This is a genomic window from Streptomyces nigrescens, from assembly GCF_027626975.1.
Lineage (GTDB): Bacteria > Actinomycetota > Actinomycetes > Streptomycetales > Streptomycetaceae > Streptomyces > Streptomyces nigrescens.
The window spans coordinates 316,706-329,443 of the sequence record NZ_CP114203.1; the positions used below are offsets into that span (position 1 = coordinate 316,706).

11 protein-coding genes and 1 pseudogene are annotated in these 12,738 nt (G+C 67.8%); 4 read left to right on the forward strand and 8 right to left on the reverse strand.

Annotated features, from left to right (window positions below):
- Nucleotides 1–459: 459 nt before the first annotated feature.
- Nucleotides 460–1,182: a hypothetical protein gene (locus STRNI_RS01525; RefSeq protein ID WP_148587854.1), complete on the reverse strand. Its 723-nt coding sequence runs from the start codon at nucleotides 1,180–1,182 to the stop codon at nucleotides 460–462.
- A gap of 327 nt (nucleotides 1,183–1,509) precedes the next feature.
- Nucleotides 1,510–2,550 (reverse strand): EamA family transporter, encoded by a 1,041-nt coding sequence (locus tag STRNI_RS01530; protein WP_277410334.1) that lies wholly within the window; start codon nucleotides 2,548–2,550, stop codon nucleotides 1,510–1,512.
- A 175-nt stretch (nucleotides 2,551–2,725) separates the two neighbouring features.
- Here STRNI_RS01530 and STRNI_RS01535 point away from each other — a divergent pair, with 175 nt between their 5' ends.
- Nucleotides 2,726–3,061 (forward strand): ArsR/SmtB family transcription factor, encoded by a 336-nt coding sequence (locus tag STRNI_RS01535; RefSeq protein ID WP_266447058.1) that lies wholly within the window; start codon nucleotides 2,726–2,728, stop codon nucleotides 3,059–3,061.
- 12 nt (nucleotides 3,062–3,073) lie between these two features.
- Here the strand turns inward: STRNI_RS01535 and STRNI_RS01540 are convergent, their stop codons facing one another.
- The gene (locus STRNI_RS01540; RefSeq protein WP_381845828.1) at nucleotides 3,074–3,211 is read right to left on the reverse strand and encodes a hypothetical protein; all 138 of its coding nucleotides are present in this window, start codon (nucleotides 3,209–3,211) and stop codon (nucleotides 3,074–3,076) included.
- 248 nt (nucleotides 3,212–3,459) lie between these two features.
- Here STRNI_RS01540 and STRNI_RS01545 point away from each other — a divergent pair, with 248 nt between their 5' ends.
- Nucleotides 3,460–4,635, forward strand: coding sequence for an acyl-CoA dehydrogenase family protein (locus tag STRNI_RS01545; protein WP_277410335.1), 1,176 nt, complete (start codon nucleotides 3,460–3,462; stop codon nucleotides 4,633–4,635).
- Between the two features lie 298 nt (nucleotides 4,636–4,933).
- On the opposite strand, the gene STRNI_RS01550 is transcribed toward STRNI_RS01545, so the two are convergent.
- Nucleotides 4,934–5,914 carry an AraC family transcriptional regulator gene (locus STRNI_RS01550; RefSeq protein WP_018093183.1) on the reverse strand — a complete coding sequence of 327 codons (981 nt, stop codon included), beginning with the start codon at nucleotides 5,912–5,914 and terminating at the stop codon, nucleotides 4,934–4,936.
- 542 nt (nucleotides 5,915–6,456) lie between these two features.
- Between STRNI_RS01550 and STRNI_RS01555 the strand changes: the two genes are divergently transcribed.
- Together STRNI_RS01555 and STRNI_RS01560 are read left to right on the forward strand one after the other, a co-directional pair.
- Nucleotides 6,457–7,677 carry a styrene monooxygenase/indole monooxygenase family protein gene (locus tag STRNI_RS01555; protein ID WP_266447052.1) on the forward strand — a complete coding sequence of 407 codons (1,221 nt, stop codon included), beginning with the start codon at nucleotides 6,457–6,459 and terminating at the stop codon, nucleotides 7,675–7,677.
- Between the two features lie 79 nt (nucleotides 7,678–7,756).
- The gene (locus STRNI_RS01560; protein ID WP_277410336.1) at nucleotides 7,757–9,481 is read left to right on the forward strand and encodes a styrene monooxygenase/indole monooxygenase family protein; all 1,725 of its coding nucleotides are present in this window, start codon (nucleotides 7,757–7,759) and stop codon (nucleotides 9,479–9,481) included.
- Nucleotides 9,482–9,771: 290 nt separating this feature from the next.
- Here the strand turns inward: STRNI_RS01560 and STRNI_RS01565 are convergent.
- From STRNI_RS01565 to STRNI_RS01580, 4 genes and pseudogenes are all read right to left on the reverse strand, one after another.
- Nucleotides 9,772–10,098: pseudogene (locus tag STRNI_RS01565) on the reverse strand (DUF642 domain-containing protein); the annotation flags it as partial.
- Nucleotides 10,099–10,332: 234 nt separating this feature from the next.
- Entirely contained in the window at nucleotides 10,333–11,013 is a 681-nt protein-coding gene (locus STRNI_RS01570) for a DUF1266 domain-containing protein (protein WP_277410337.1), read from the reverse strand.
- 241 nt (nucleotides 11,014–11,254) lie between these two features.
- Nucleotides 11,255–11,758 (reverse strand): hypothetical protein, encoded by a 504-nt coding sequence (locus STRNI_RS01575; RefSeq protein WP_277410338.1) that lies wholly within the window; start codon nucleotides 11,756–11,758, stop codon nucleotides 11,255–11,257.
- Nucleotides 11,759–11,906: 148 nt separating this feature from the next.
- Nucleotides 11,907–12,692, reverse strand: a complete 786-nt coding sequence (locus STRNI_RS01580; RefSeq protein ID WP_277410339.1) for an SDR family NAD(P)-dependent oxidoreductase — start codon at nucleotides 12,690–12,692, stop codon at nucleotides 11,907–11,909.
- Nucleotides 12,693–12,738 lie beyond the last annotated feature (46 nt).

Below are 12,738 nucleotides of genomic sequence, written 5' to 3' on the forward strand. Positions count from 1 at the left end.
TCCGGCAGGCGTTCACTCCGCAGGGGGCGAACCGGGTCAGCAGTTCGCGCGGGATGACGACGAACGTCTCCGAATTGCGCGTTTGTGCGCAACCGCCTGCGGTCGGCTCTACGGGTGGCGGGTGGTCGGGATCCAGGTGCCCTTACGACGGCCGCTGAGTGCCTCGATCAGTTCGACCGGTTCTCGTGCTGCTACAGCACTGCAGGCACCCGCCAGGACGGCTCAAGCGGCATCGGCCGTCTCCTGCCGGGGGCCGTGCTCGTCGCCCGCTCCACGGCACCAGCCCCAGGTCAGTGACCTGGGGCTGGTGTGTTCTCGGCCGAGGAGGTGGCCGGGGGTGGTGAGGGCTCCTGTTCACCGGTGCGGGGCTCGCGATCTGCACCGGGTCGGCAGGCCCCTCGTTCCGAGTGGGGGCCGTTTACCGAATGTCGGTGGCCGCCGGATTACGCGCCAACTCGGTTAGCTGGGGCTTGTGTTGCCGCAGCGGTTGGTGCGCTCTTCGTCGGTCATGGGGCGGGACTGGATCCTGATGATCTTGTAGGTGATGTCCCCCTCGACATCGGTGAAGTCGTGGGGACCATGGAAGTTGTGCTCGTTCACGGGAGCGAAGGGGTTCGACTGGTCGACGCCGTTGAGGTGCCAGTTGCCCTTTGCCTTCCGGGTGACCGACACCTCGTCGACCCAACCGATCTCGCCGGGCTTCAGAGTGCCCGTCGTATCGCTGCTCTCCGTGCTCTGCTTGAACCAGGTGTGCTCGATCTTCGGCAGCACCGAGACGGGGTTCGCGCCGACCGACATACCGACGACCGTCGTTTCGCCGGTGGTCTCCGCCTCGCCCTGCTTGAAGTCCGCGTTCTCGGTGGTGCAGTTGTCGCGATAGTCCCCCACCTTCGTCGGCGTGCCCTCGGTCGGCTCACTGACCCATGCGGTGGGGGTGAAGGTGCAGTCCTGGCCACAGTCGGCGAGGAACTCCGCGACCTTCTCGGGGGTGCTCCAGATGCCTTCGCCCTGGGAAACGGGCACGTCCGGCGGGTCGGTCACCCAACCGCCGCCGCCACCGTCCGCCTGCGCCGGGGTGATGGACAGGCACAGCGTCGCCGCGAGGGCCATCGATCCCACCGCGACCGCCTTTGCCCGCCGGCCTCTGCCGGACGGGAGAACATTGCGTACTCGTATGTTCATTTTTTGCGTCCCTACTTTCCACCTGAAGCGCGGATTACGTCCTGCGGTTCCGTTCACGGCTCCAGGTGTTGCCGTCCCGGGAAAGCGACACCCGGGGTGAGTGAGGTGTGCGTCAGCTCCGAACCGGCCAGGAACGGAGCCCCGCCGGCCAGGCGGCCCTAAGGGACTGCCACTGCGACCGGCACACCACCGATATTCGGCCACATGGCTCATGTTCGGCTCATAAACCGCTCACAGGCGTCGCCCGCGCGGCCGTCACCGAAGAGTTGCTCGGTTTCGCGGGCTCGGTCGCGTGCTTGCCGCTCGGCGGCCGCCCGAATCCCGGGATCAACCACCATGGTTATCCGGCTCGCCCGGTGTGCGGCGAGGGCCTGCTGCCAGCCGGCTGATGGCTCCTGGCTGGGGTGCTCGGGCGCGGCCGCAGCCGCCATCGGCGGATCGGTGGGAGGTGAGAGAGCCGCTCGTTGCCCGGACACGTGAAATCCTGCGCTTTCCGGGCCCCAGGTAGGTGGCGGCGATGGAGGCGCAGGCGACTGCGGCGATGCCGAGCCACTGGTACCGGTCGAGGCGCTGGCCGAGGACGAGCAGGCCGAACAGGGCGCCCGCGGCCGGCTCCAGGCTCGTCAGTACGCCGAAGACGCGCGGCGGAATCCGGCGCAGGGCTTCCAGGTTGAGCGAGTACGGCAGCACGCTGGATACCACTGCCACGACGGCCGCCACCCACAGGACGTGCGGGTCAAGCAGGCCGGAGCCGGCGCGCGCGATGCCATAGGGGGCACTGAGCAGCGCCGCCCAGGCGATGGCCACGGCCAGGCCCTGGCCGCCGCTGAGGCGGGTGGCCATGCGGGCGGAGACCAGAATGTACCCGGCCCAGCAGCAGGCCGCCCCTGCGGCCAGGGCGAGGCCGACCGCGGGCAGAGAGGTACTGCCCCCGCCGCTGAGCAGGAGCACGCCTCCTGCGGCCAGGCAACCGGGGAGCAGGTCGAGCGCGCGGCGGGAGCCGGCGAGGGCGATGGCGAAGGGGCCGAGGAATTCGATCGTGGCGACGATCCCGAGCGGGATGTGGTCGACGGCTTCGAAGAAGGCGATGTGGTGTCCGGCGAGCAGGGTTCCGGCGGCGAGCACGGTCTTCCAGGCTCCCTTGGCCGATTTGAGTGCTTGGCGCCTCGGGCGCCACAACACGCAGAGGATCAGGCCGGCGATGAGAAGTCGCAGGAACACCACGCCCGCGGCTCCTGCCTGGGGATAGGCGCTGGGGGCGAGGGCTGCTCCGAACTGGATCCCGCTCACTCCGGCCAGCACGAGACAGGGCGCGGGCACCTTGCCCGCGACGGCGGAGAATCCTTGGTCCACACTTCTTTGCTGCATTTCTCCGTCCGCGGTTCTGGGCCCGGGCATGGGGGCGCCCGGTCCGTGGTTCTTGTAGGCGGCCGGCGACGTCAACTGCCTGCCGGGAAATGTTCAACCGGAAGCGAACAATAGCAATGTACGATGGGTATCGAACATCTCGCAAGAGTGCGAGGGCCGTGGAGGAGGCAGAGGGATGTCGAAACAGGCTGAAGCCACAGGGCGCCGACCGGCCCCCGTGCACACCCACCCCGACGACGTCCCCGTGCTCACCGCCCTGTCCGCGCTCGCGGACCCTGTGCGCATGCATCTGATCCGCACTCTGGCGGAGCACCCCGACTGGACGCTCAGCTGCAGCAACTTCGACGTATCCGTCGGCAGAGCCGCCAAGAGCCACCACTTCTCCGTCCTGCGCGACGCCGGCCTCGTCGAACAGCGCGACCAGGGCACCAAACGGCTCAACCGCCTGCGCCGCGAAGAGTTCGACGCCCACTTCCCCGGCCTCCTCGACCTGGTCCTCCGTGCCGACTAGGCAGTTCACTTGTCATCGGGCGGACCAGAGGGAAATGCCCGCGATGTGGAGTCCGGCCAGGTAGATGGTCGCGGTCTTCTCGTAGCGGGTCGTCAGGCCATGCCATTGCTTGAGGCGGTCGATACACCGCTCGACAGTGTTGCGCTGCATCCGAGGTAAGCCACTGGGCCTTCCAAGACCGTGGACTCCATCGCTTGCGCATCACCCACTCCGTCGCCGGTCCGGCATCCCGCCGGATCGCCACCAAAGCCGGCTTCCTCGGCTTCCTCCTGGAAGGCGCAGATCGCGCCGTAACACCCCGTCTCAGCAGGGGAATTCCTTGGGCAGGCCCAGTAACAGCGGCGGTTCCTCCCCTATGGTGACGCTGACTCAATACTGACAGCGAGGAGCAACTATCCATGGCGGTCTCGATCGGATTGCATGTCAGCCCGGAATTTCCCGTGATGCTTGAGCGGATTGACGCACTCGGCGAGGCCCTTGACGCGGACGCGGCCGAGGAACTCGGCAGACTCACCGAGGGCATCGCGCGGGCGTTGCTGGGTGCTGGGGTCGTGAGGGCCGCACTGCCGCAGAGCCTTGGCGGCTACGAGTTCTCCCCACGCCAATTGATAGAGACAGTCGAGCGGGTCAGTTACCACGATTCCGCGGCCGGTTGGACGATGATGGCGCTGCAGTTGATGACCGGCACCACTGCGGCCTATCTCGACGCCGTCGCGGCGGCCGACTTGTTCCCGGATGTCGCGGGTGGGGACCACGCGTTGTTGGCCGGTCACGGCACCCGGCCCGGCCGGGCCGTCCCGGTGGAGAATGGCTATCTGGTGAGCGGCAGTTGGCAGTTCGCCTCCGGAATGGCGCACGCCACCCATATCCACAGTGCGATCCAGGTCGAGGGCACCGGGGAGCTGCGGGTGCTGGCGATGCCGAAGTCGCAGGTGGAACTCGTCGACAACTGGGATGTGCTCGGGCTGCGTGCGACGCACAGCATTGATTACCACTGCGCCGATGAGTTTGTCCCGGCGACGCACACGTATCTCGCCACGACGACGAACCCGGCCAACGGCGGCGCGATCTACCGCGTCGGATTGGTCAACATGTCCGCAATCGGACACACCGGTTGGGCGTTCGGTGTGGGGCGGCGCCTGCTCGATGAACTGAAGTCGGTCGCCGCGGCCAAATCCGGCACTCGTAACGCCGCCGTCGACACCGCGCAGTTCCACGCGGAGTACGCGACCGCGGAAGCCAAGCTTCGTTCGGCACGGGCGTGGGCGATGGAGGTATGGCGAGGTATCGAAGACACCCTGGATGCGGGCGAGTTGCCGAGTACCGAGCAGGACACTCTGCTCAGGCTGGCGCTCAACCACGCGACGTGGACCGTGCAGGACGTGGGTCAGACGGTGCACCGATGGGCGGGGACGGCGGCGATCCGGCGCGGGCCGATCGACCGGTTTCTGCGTGATCTCGGCACTGGTACCCAGCACATCACCTCAAGCCCCACGGTCCTGCAGAACTGCGGGAAATGGCTCAGCGGCGCGCAACCCCAAGCGCACTGGGAATTTCTCGACTTGACGTCATGACCACGAGGCCGGCGAGTTCGCACCGGCACGAAAGGGCAGCCGGGCGAATACCGGCTCCCCTTCGTGCCGGATTTCGCCGGCTCCCCGATTTCATGGTGCCTGCTTGCGACGCCACCGCTTGGCAGCGGCGTCAAACCTGGTCCTCCGCCGCCCCCCGGCCCCAGCCTGGCGCCCCTGCCTGGTCGAGGCCGAGCGGCACTGTCAGGACCGAGGACGGACACAACGGCCTGCATCGTCCTGTCCGCCGCCCGCCGCCCGCTGATCGACAGGGCGGTCCGGTCGAAAGACCGGATTTCTCCTATGCCCGCAACGTCTCCGAAGGCGACTCCCCGAACTGTTGGCGGTACGCGAGTGAGAAACGACCCGGGTGCAGGAAGCCCCAGCGGGAGGCGACGGCGGTGACGGTCGCGGCACCTGGGTCGGAGGCCAGGAGTTCCTTGCGTACGCGGTCCAGGCGGACCTCGCGCAGGTACGCGAGCGGTGTCGTGTCGAGGTGCCGGCGGAAGCCTTCCTGAAGGGCCCGTACGCCGACGCCGACGCATTCCGCGATCTCCGCGACCGTGAGCGGCTCGGCGGCGTGTCCCTCGATGACCTCCATGGCGTGGCGGACCGCCGGCGGTGCGACGCGCGGCTGCTCGCCGAGCAGCGCCGACGTGTAGTTGTTGGGCTGAGCCATCAACAGCTGGGTCATGAGGAGTGACTCAAGCTGCTTTGTCACGACGGGCTGGCTTGTCATGCCACCAGGCCCCTCCGCCTCCCGGCGCATGAGGTCGACGATGTTGAGCCAGGACCGGGAGCCCGGAGTGGTGAGGTTCATGCCGAGCGAGAAGAGGAGCGGGCGGCGCACGGTGCGGCCGAGCAAACTGCCCAGGTGCGATTCCAGCGACGATCGGTCGAACCACACGATCAGCTGCGGATTGCCGTCACCCCAGCGCATGTCCAACTTTCCGGTCGGAGAGGGGACAGAAGCGAGTTCCGGGGAGGAAATAATCTCCTCGCGGCCGCAGGTGATTTCGGCGTAACCGGCGAGCGGGATCTGGACAAGGTAAAAGCTCTCCAGATCGCCCGGTGTGATCCGGACTTCCGTTCCGTAATCGAGGTAATAGAGACCCGTCCGATCGAAAGGTGCGCCGTGCAGCCTGGCATCGAGCGTCGCCGAACGCCGCATGATGCGCAGGTCATGCGGACAGAAGGCGCGGCCGACCTCGGCCCGCGCCTCCCAAATGTCCGTTGTATGGAACCGCTGGTGATTTGCGAGGGGGGACTCTTCAGCGGGCATATAAACCTCCACCGCCGAGATGCGCGATCGGGACAGCAATCCGCGTGATCCGGATAGCGAGGGTGATCTTGCCATACCAAGATTGCCCCCTGACCACCGCGGACCCGAGAGAATCCTGGGAATCAACAATGCAGGGACTGCCGGGCCGGACTGCGCTCGTCAGAGGCGGAGTCACGCCCAGCGGACAGCCCGTCGCATACGCGCTGCGCTTATTACGCGCGACCGGCGCGGCGAGGGCCGCCAAGGCCGTACCCCCGCACGTCGCGGCACCCTTGCCTCTGCTGCCCCGGCCCGCCGATTCGGCCGGGCCCCTCTAGCCGGCCGGGTCACCCGGGGCCCCTCCCCCGGTCCTACGGGTGACCCGGCCTCCCGCGGCTGCCCGCCGGCCCCCCTCCGGCAGGCAGCCGCCTTCCACACAACCGCCACCCACTCATTCACGCCGCCACGTGCCGAAACGCTGCACAGCGCACGGCACGGCACTGCACGGCACTGCACGACACCGCTCAAAAAACCGCACACCCCAACCCCCGGAGATCCCCCTCATGCGCAAGATCACCATCGTCGGAGCCGGCCAGGCGGGCCTCCAGCTCGGTATCGGTCTGCTCAGCCACGGTTTCGACGTCACCCTCGTGTCCAACCGGACCGGAGACCAGATCCGCGAGGGCCGGGTCATGTCCAGCCAGGCCATGTTCGGCACCGCGCTGGCCCACGAGCGCAACCTCGGCCTCGATTTCTGGGGCGACGCCTGCCCGCCGATCGCCGGGCTCGGCGTGAACATCGCCGACGGCCAGGGCGGCCGGGCGCTCTCCTTCGACGCCCGTCTTGAGGCCACCGCCCGCTCCATCGACCAGCGCGTCAAGATGCCACTCTGGATGGGCGAGTTCGCGCGCCGCGGCGGCCGTCTGGACCTCTGCGAGGCAGGCATCGAGGACCTGGAGCGCTACGCCGCCGAGTCCGACCTGGTCATCGTCGCGGCCGGCAAGGGCGAGATCGCCGGGCTGTTCGAGCGGGACGCCATGCGTTCGCCGTACGACGCTCCGCAGCGCGCGCTGGCTCTGGCGTACGTCACCGGCATGGCAGCGCTCCCCGACCGCCCCGGCGTCAGCTTCAACGTCATCCCCGGTGTGGGTGAGTACTTCACCATGCCCAGCCTCACCACCAGCGGCCCCTGCGACATCATGTTCTTCGAGGGCATCCCGGGTGGCCCGCTCGACTGCTTCGACGGGCTCACCCCCCACCAGCAGCTGGCGAAGTTCCAGGAGCTGCTGCGGACGTACGTTCCGTGGGAGGCCGAGCGCTGCACCGATGTCACGCTCACCGACCAGAACGGCACCCTCGCGGGCCGCTTCGCGCCGACCGTCCGCAAGCCCGTCGCCACGCTGCCCTCCGGCGCGCAGGTGCTCGGCCTCGCCGACGTCGTCGTCCTCAACGACCCGATCACCGGCCAGGGGTCCAACAACGCCTCGAAGTGCGCGGCCTCCTACCTCGCCACCATCCTGGACCACGGCGAGCGCCCGTACGACGCGGCGTTCATGGAGCTGGCCTTCGGCCGCTTCTGGGACAACGCGCAGTCCGCGACGGCCTGGACCAACGCGATGCTCGGCGCCCCGCCGCAGCACGTCCTGGAGATCTTCGGCGCGGCGAGCGCCAACCCCCGTATCGCCGCCCGCTTCGTCAACGGCTTCGACGACCCGCGCGACCTCTTCCACTGGTTCATGGACCCGGTCGCCGCGAAAAACTACCTGACGGAGACCGGCGCCTGAGGGACCCCGTCAGGAGCTGGACAGAGCAAACTGACGCTACGTCAGCGATACAAACGTAAGCAGATCGGGACAGCAGGACATGAGAAGGATCGCGGTGGTTGGAGCCGGGCAGGCGGGTGCACAACTCGCCCTGGGACTCCAGGCACACGGTTATGACGTCACCTTGGTCACCGACCGCGGCCCCGACGACATACGTCGCGGCCCGGTCATGTCCAGCCAGTGCATGTTCGACACCGCGCTGCAGAGCGAGCGCGAACTCGGCCTGCACCACTGGGAGGACCAGACCCCGGACATCTCCGGCATCGCGTTCTCTCTCATCGGTCCGCACGGTACTCCGAACGTCTCGTGGCGTGCGCCGCTGGAGGGCCCTGCCCACTCCGTCGACCAGCGGGTCAAGTGTGCTGCCTGGATCGAGCAGTTCGCGGACGGCGACCGCGGCGAGATCGTGCTGCATGAGGCGGGCGTCAACGACCTCGAATGGTACGCCCGTACGCACGATCTCGTCGTGGTCTCCACGGGCAAGGGCGAGCTGAGCCAACTCTTCCCGCGAAACTCCGAACTCTCCCCGTACGACCGGCCGCGCCGTGCGCTGGCCCTGACGTACGTCACGGGAATGGCGCCGCGGGAGGGAGAGGACGCCGTCCACTACCGCCTCGTACCCGGCGTCGGCGAATACTTCTCCTTCCCGGCCCTCACCACCACCGGACCCTGCGACATCATGGTCTTCGAAGGTGTCCCCGGTGGCCCGATGGACTGCTGGGACGACATCCGCACGCCTGAAGGCCACCTCACCCGCTCACTGGAAATCCTCCACCGGTTCTTCCCCGACGAATACGAGCGCTACCGGCACGCCCGGCTCACCGACAACAACGGCGTGTTGCGCGGCAGGCTCACTCCGACCGTCCGGCACCCCGTCGCCCGCCTGGCCTCCGGCCGGCACGTCCTCGGCATGGCCGACGCCGTCGTCCTCAACGATCCGATCACCGGCCAGGGTTCGAACAACGCGGCCCAGGCCGCGACCCACTACCTCGACAGCATCCTCCGCCACGGCACCGCCGAATTCACCCCGCAGTGGATGCAGCGCACCTTTGACAACTTCTGGCGTGGCTGGGCTCAATGGGCCGTCGGCTGGACCAACTCCCTCCTGACCGACCTGAGTCCCCACCACCACGACCTGCTGACAGCGGCGGCCGAAATCCCCTCCGTCGCCGGCGCCCTCGCCGCCGGATTCGACGACCCGCGCACCCTCTACCGCTGGTGGTTCGAAGAGGCCGAGGCACACCGCTTCCTCGCCGAGAAGCGCGCCCAGCACGCCGCCCGCTTCGACGGCCGCGAACTGCGCCGCGCGCTGGGCCAGTACGCCACCGGCGTGAGCGTGGTGACGGCCCGCGCCCCCGACGGCCGCAACGTCGGCATGACCGCGAACTCCTTCACCTCCGTCTCGTTGGACCCGCCCCTCGTCCTGTGGTGCCCCGGCAAAAACAGCCCGAGCCTCCCGGACTTCACCGACGCCTCGCACTTCGCCGTCCACGTACTGGCCGCCGACCAGCACCACCTCTCCCGCCAGTTCGCCACCCCGGCCGACGACAAATTCCGCGGTACCCCCACCACTCCCGGCATCGCCGGCACCCCCCTCCTGGACGGCGCGGTCGCCCGCTTCCAATGCCGCACCGTCCAGCGCCTCGACGCAGGCGACCACATCATCTTCCTCGGCGAGGTCGAACAGTACGAGGCCGACGGCGGTACCCCTCTGGTGTTCCACTCGGGGTACTACCACGTGGCGACGAAGCATCCAGATCTGTGAACGAGCAAGCGGATCCGGGGATGTACTACGACCTGTGGCCTATGGAGGGCCTGCCCGGGCGTGCCCGGCTACGCCGTCCGCCCTGTTGCATCAACGGTGGTGGAATGCTTCCGCCTCATGCAGCTGGGGTTCTCGAACAAGGAACCACATAGCCGACCGGCTGCTCCGGGCTCAGGCCACCATCCGGGCCGGCCATCGCCGCTGAACTCGGCCGCAGCCCGTCGACCTTCGGCAACTGTCAGCCTTTCGGCCTGATCGGCGGCTGGCCCGCGGACGAGTCGTGGCTTCGGTCACCCGGAGCAGGAAGCACAGGCAGAGCAGGAGCAGCAGGACCCGACCCTCACGTTGTCGATCACCGGACCGTAGGCGCCGCTGGCAGCGGTGCTGGCGAACGACAAGGTCGTGGAGGCACCGGTGGCCACGAACGTCACCTGACGTCCCACGTAACCCATCCGGGCGAATGTCTTGCCAGTGGTGTCGAACGAGAAGTCCTGGAAGCTCTGTCCGTCAATGAGAACCTGACCTGTCTTCACGTCCTGATTGCCCGCCGGGTTACCGGCCAGGGCGTAGGAGACCGTGTACGTCCTGCCCGCTGTGGTCCTGAAGGTCTGCGACACCCAGGTGAAAAGGGGTTCGGGCGTACTGGTGGAGCACACGAAGTCTGTAGCGCGGGCCTCGCCAGGGACAGATCGCGAAGACGGCGCCCGGGGTAACAGCCCTGGTGAGTTCACCGTCGCACGCCGCGCTTGCGCATCAGCGCGCCGAGAGAAATCAGCCAGGGCCGGCCGCGAGCACGTCACCGGCTGCGAGTGGCGGCTGACTGATCAGAGTCCATTCCGCTCGTACACGCGTCATGCCCAGGGGATGGTCCGCCAGGGGCTCTCGGCGTGGGTGGCCAGCACTTGATGGGCGTGGAGCATTTGTGTGTACCAGTGCCCGAACTGCTCGTCGTCGAAGTGCAGGCAGCGCCCGAGGATGTAGCCGGCCGCGAATTCTTCCCAGGAGTTGTAGGTCATCTTGCTCAGACGTGAGACGTGCACTACCGCCTGTTCAGCATCCGGGATATCCGTGAAGCGGGCGCCGACTCCCCAGCGGGCCATACAGGAAGCCCGTCCGTAGTCCCACGCCAGCGCGGACCGCACGCGACTGTTGGCGGCAAGGATTCCGTCCGCGCGAAAACGGCCTTCGTAACGCGTAATGCGGCCGATCAGTTGCTTCACTCCGGCAACTTCGGCTTCGGAGACCATACCGCCCCTTTCGGTGGCGCTGTGGAGCAACACTCTTTCAGCCGTCTCCCTCCACAGTCCCGGATCGACCTGCCCACCGAACTGCTGGGACAGGGAGCTGCGAATCTCCAGTACGAACTCCCACGGGCCCCTGACACCCCTGCCTTTGAGGAGGCCGTCCAGCGCACCTTGCCAGCTGCTTTGGTCGGTTACTCCCCACCACTGTTCCAGGCTTTTGCGCTCCAGGAAGTAGCCGTTGCCGTGAGTGCCCATGGCGTTCCACAAGGCTCCGTTGGAGACGTTCATCAGCGCCCCGCACCCAAGCCCGTGGGCGACGGGCCCCTGGAGCGGGGCACCCACCCACAGGGTTCGCAGAGTGCCACGCTGCACGTCCGGCCCCTTCCCCCGGTCCGCATGCGCCTTCCACAACCCCGGATTGGGCGGGAAGTACGCCTCACACGGAGTGCCCGGGTTGACCGCCAGCCACCGCTCGTCGTTGCCCCACGACTCGGCAAAGTCACCCAGGGAAATAAGGCCGAAAACCGGATCAGGCGCCGGGGCCGGCAGGGTTGGCCAGCAGCGCCTCGTCGATCATCTTGCTGGAGCGGATGATGACGGATTCCGCCGGCTCCTGCGGCCAGACGGCAATGAGGTAGCCCTCGACCGGCTCGTCGCTGACACCGTCCGAGTTGATCGAACGTCCCGATGCGTGGACGCGCATTCGGTACCAGCCCGGCCCTTGGGGGTTGAGCAAGGGAAGGTCATCGGGCGTGATGTCGTAACCGGAGTTGATGCGCAGCTCACCTTCGACCGACCGCACGCTGACCTCTACGATCTCTTCCCAGCCGGTCGCCTCAATGGGCGGTGCGACATCGAAGCGCTGTGCCGATACGCGCACTTGACCGGTGTTGATGCCGGTGAGGATCCACGCTCCGTGGGCCATCGGAGCGGCGAGGCCGTTCGACCACCGCACCGTTTCCATGGGCGCTGGGGCGTCGTCCGAGACGCCGAAGACGCCTTCGTTGACGAACATGACAGACGATGTGGTCACGGAGGTTTCCCTGTGTCTCGCTCTTCGGTGTGAGGCCGGGGTCGAGGACAAGAAGCTGTCCGAAGGGGACAGTGGTGTTGCTGTACTCGGTTGCCTGGATGAGGTAGAGGTCTGCTGCCGCGGATCTTCCCGCAAGTGTTCCGGTCGGCTACTTGGCCAGGTAGCCGCCGTCGACGACATGGTCGCTGCCCGTCACGTACGAGGCGTCGTCGGACACCAGGAACGCGATGAGTGCGGCGACTTCGGCCGGCTGGGCGGTGCGCCGCAGGGGGACGGCGTTGAGGAGACCGTCGGTGGCTCCGGGCGGCAGCGAGGTGACCATAGGGGTGTCGACGATGCCTGGTGATACCGACACGACCCGAATGCCGTGGCCGGCGTATTCGCGCGCCGTGGTCCGGGTCAGGGCGAGGACACCCTGCTTGGCGGCTGCGTAGGCGGCGTGCCCTCCGAAGCCCGAATGTGCTGCTATCGAGGCGAGGTTGACGATGACGCCACCCGTGGCGGCCATCGCGGGGAGCTGGCAGCGCATCGCGTGGAAGACGCCGTACAGGTTCACCCTCATCACGGTGTCGAAGTCGGCGGGCGGGAGTTCGGCCAGTGGGCTGAGGGGGCCGTTGATTCCGGCGCTGTTGACGGCGATCTGCAGGCCGTCGCGCAAGGTGGCGGTTTCCGTGACGACGCGGGTGACGCTGTCCGGGTCGGTCACGTCGATGCGGCGGGGCAGGGCGGTGCCACCGGCCGCGGTGATCTGCCGGGCCACACGGGTCGCGCCGTCCTCGTCGAGGTCCGCGATCACCACCACAGCGCCTTCCGCGGCCAGTCGCCGCGCACACGAGGCGCCGATCCCGGAGGCGCCGCCGGTCACCAGGGCGACCCGGTCCCGTAGGCGACCGGGCTGCGGTCCGTCACCTGATGTCTGTGCGTGTGCTGGCATGTGCGGCTCCTGCTGAGGGGAGGGGCAAGCGTGTCGAGGGAGGTGT

What these genes read in the sequence shown, in the direction of transcription:
- STRNI_RS01555 (WP_266447052.1), top strand. Translation starts at nt 6,457, where the DNA reads ATGCGCAAGATCACCATCGTCGGAGCCGGCCAGGCGGGCCTCCAGCTC.
- STRNI_RS01560 (WP_277410336.1), top strand. Translation starts at nt 7,757, where the DNA reads ATGAGAAGGATCGCGGTGGTTGGAGCCGGGCAGGCGGGTGCACAACTC.
- STRNI_RS01530 (WP_277410334.1), bottom strand. Translation starts at nt 2,550, where the DNA reads ATGCAGCAAAGAAGTGTGGACCAAGGATTCTCCGCCGTCGCGGGCAAG.
- STRNI_RS01580 (WP_277410339.1), bottom strand. Translation starts at nt 12,692, where the DNA reads ATGCCAGCACACGCACAGACATCAGGTGACGGACCGCAGCCCGGTCGC.
- STRNI_RS01540 (WP_381845828.1), bottom strand. Translation starts at nt 3,211, where the DNA reads ATGCAGCGCAACACTGTCGAGCGGTGTATCGACCGCCTCAAGCAATGG.
- STRNI_RS01545 (WP_277410335.1), top strand. Translation starts at nt 3,460, where the DNA reads ATGGCGGTCTCGATCGGATTGCATGTCAGCCCGGAATTTCCCGTGATG.
- STRNI_RS01550 (WP_018093183.1), bottom strand. Translation starts at nt 5,914, where the DNA reads ATGCCCGCTGAAGAGTCCCCCCTCGCAAATCACCAGCGGTTCCATACA.
- STRNI_RS01570 (WP_277410337.1), bottom strand. Translation starts at nt 11,013, where the DNA reads ATGAACGTCTCCAACGGAGCCTTGTGGAACGCCATGGGCACTCACGGC.
- STRNI_RS01535 (WP_266447058.1), top strand. Translation starts at nt 2,726, where the DNA reads ATGTCGAAACAGGCTGAAGCCACAGGGCGCCGACCGGCCCCCGTGCAC.
- STRNI_RS01525 (WP_148587854.1), bottom strand. Translation starts at nt 1,182, where the DNA reads ATGAACATACGAGTACGCAATGTTCTCCCGTCCGGCAGAGGCCGGCGG.